At 61.0% G+C, this 2829-nt stretch carries 1 protein-coding gene; it reads right to left on the bottom strand.

What is annotated here, in order from left to right:
- Positions 1 to 127: 127 nt before the first annotated feature.
- A complete protein-coding gene (locus tag GIW04_RS29585) occupies positions 128 to 2542 on the bottom strand; it encodes a TonB-dependent siderophore receptor (RefSeq protein WP_120248700.1) in 2415 nt (804 codons plus the stop codon).
- Positions 2543 to 2829: the final 287 nt, after the last annotated feature.

Below are 2829 nucleotides of genomic sequence, written 5' to 3'. Positions count from 1 at the left end.
CGTCGGCTGTCAGTCCGTCACGGGAGCAAGCTCCCTCGCCACAGGTCCAGCGTCACACCAAAGATGTGTAGAAACCTATGGCCATCGCAGGCAAGCCAGCCCACAGAAGAATGCCAGCAACCCGGAATCAGAAGGTCAACGTGCTTGAAACCGACACCTGCCGCGCATCACCAATAGACACGAACTGCGTATTCACCGAAGAGGTGTAATAGGTGCGGTCGAACAGGTTCTTCACATTGAGCTGAAACTTGACCTTCTGCCCATCAAGTTGCGTGTCGTAGCTGGCAAATACATCCGCCACGGTATAGCTCGGCAGTTCAAAGCTGTTGGCCGCATCCCCAGCGCGCTCGCCCACATAGCGCGCACCGGCGCCGACCCGCAGTTGATCGCCCCCCAGAAGAGTGCCGAAGTCATACACAGCCGACAGCGAGCCGGTGTTTTTCGCCACATTCTGCAGGCGCTTGCCTTTGAGCGTCGGGTCGTCGGTGACCTCGGCATCGGTGTAGGCATAGCTGCCGATCAGGCTCCACTTGTCGGTCAACTGGCCGCTGGCATCCAGCTCCAGGCCACGGGAGCGCACCTTGCCCGCCACGCTGTAGACCGAGGTCAGGCCCTCGCCCACCTGCACCAACACGTTGCGCTTATCGATCGTGAACAACGCTGCGCTGGCGGTGATACGCCCCGGCAGGTCGAACTTGGTGCCCAGCTCCCAGGCCTTGGATTCTTCAGGGTCGAGGCTGCCATCCAGCACGGTTTTGTTGGCCAGTGGCGCAATGGTGGAGTTGGGCTTGAACGACTCGGTGTAGCTGCCGTAGAACGACAGTTCATCGGTGTAGCGGTACACCAGCCCGGCCCGCGGCACCCATTTTTGGCCATTGCCATCGGTGTTGGCGGTGAACGGCACGCCTTTGCCGGCGTATTGATCGTACATTTGATAGCGCGCCCCACCGACCAGAATCCACTGGTCGTTGAGATGAATCGCATCCTGGAAGAACAGCGAGTCGCTGCGCAGCAGGTCCGTCTGGTTGCTGTCCGGCGCGCTGACGTTGGAGCCCGCCACTTCGTTGCCGTACACCGGGTTGTTGTAATTGAAGACACCGCGCGGAGCCTGGCGGATCAGGTCGGCGCGGTAGATCTTGCGGTACTCGTCGTCCAGGCCGAATACCAGGTCGTGTTGCATACCCGCCACATTCAGCTTGCCTTCAAGGCTTGCGGTTGCGAAACGGTCGGTGGTCAGCGCGCCCTGGGTGCCATCCATGCTGCGGGTCAGGGTGCCGTTGGGGTTGACCTTGACCACGCGCACCTGGCTGGCGTCGTAGGTTTCGCGGTTCCAGCTGTAGCCGAAGTGGGCTTTCCAGTCGTCATTCAGGTCGTGGTCGACGGTCAGGCGATACAGGTCGGAGCGCCCTTCCATATTGTTGAACGGCTCATCCAGGCGGCGGGTCGCGGGGATATTCAGCGGGTGGCGGGTCTTGGGGTCGATGGCAGTGCCACGGTCAAAGGGCGAGAGAAACCCGCGGTGTTCATAGGCGACAACCACCTGGGTGGTATCGCCGTACCAGGCCAGGGACGGCGCCACCAGCGTCTCGCGGTGGGTACCGTAGTTGCGCCAGTAGTCTTCGTCTTCATGGTCAACGATCAGGCGATAGGCCAGGCCGCTGTCACCGAGGGGGCCGGTGGTGTCGAGGTTGCCGCCGCTGCCGTTCTTGCCGCTGCCGAAGGTTGAACCGCGCGCGGTCAGGGCCGTGGACTGCACCAGTTCGGGCTTTTTGCTGACGATATTGACCACGCCACCCGGGTCCTGGATGCCGTACAACAGCGACGACGGCCCCTTGAGCACTTCGACGCGATCAGCGGTGGCGTTCAACGCCCGGCCCTGCACCACGGGCATGCCGTCCTTCATGATCGAGCCATTACGGTTGTCGCCAAAGCCACGCAGCATCACCGCGTCCTGGGTGCTGCCGAGGGTGTTGGACTGGGTAATACCACTGATATTGCCCAGGGCGTCATCCAGGTTACGCGGCTGTTGATCGCGCAATACTTGGGCGGGCACCACATTTACGGTTTGCGGGGTTTCCAGCAGCAGGCCATGGGAGCGCATCACCGAACTGGTGGGCGGTGGCTGGTAGCTGGTGCTGGCTTGGGTGGGGTCGATGCCGCTGATAGTGGTAGCGCCCAGGTTGACCGCGCCATCGGTGGGCACCGGTTCCAGCGCCAGGGTACGGGCGTCGATCTGGCGAAAGGTGAAGCCGGAACGGCCCAGCAGACGTTGCAGGGCCTGGGTCGCGCTCATCTGCCCGCTGACCGCCGGGGCGTTGATGCCGTAGGGCGCTTCATCGGTGTAGATCACACTGATCCCGGTAACCCGGCTGAAATCGCTCAACGCCTGGGGCAACGGCTTGGCCGCCAGGGCAAAATTGAACTGGGCACTTTGCTGCTCCTGCGCCTGCGCCATGGCCAGGGGCAATAAGACCAGCCCCGACACCGTGAATACCGAGGCTCCCAGCCACTGTTTGACCCAACCGCCCGCCGTCGATTTCATGCTGTGAGCACCCGTGTAGAAAACGCTGTTAATGCGAATTGATCGCAGTTTCATGCACTACACGGATGGGCCGGCGATTTACCTCACCTCTGCTGGCAATTATTTTTTATTTATTTCACAGACCCCTGTGGGAGCGGGCTTGCCCGCGAATGCGGAGTGTCAGCCAATGAATTTTTAACTGAACCACCGCTATCGCAGCAAAGGTATCTACACAACTTTGGGCGCTGTAGCCAAAACGGTAACCACGATGCGAAGCGAGCCGCTCTTGATCTTGATCTGCTTGTGAT

Source organism: Pseudomonas sp. PA-4-8C, assembly GCF_021606625.1.
Taxonomy (GTDB): domain Bacteria; phylum Pseudomonadota; class Gammaproteobacteria; order Pseudomonadales; family Pseudomonadaceae; genus Aquipseudomonas; species Aquipseudomonas lactis.
This window is presented reverse-complemented; position numbering and strand designations above follow the sequence as displayed.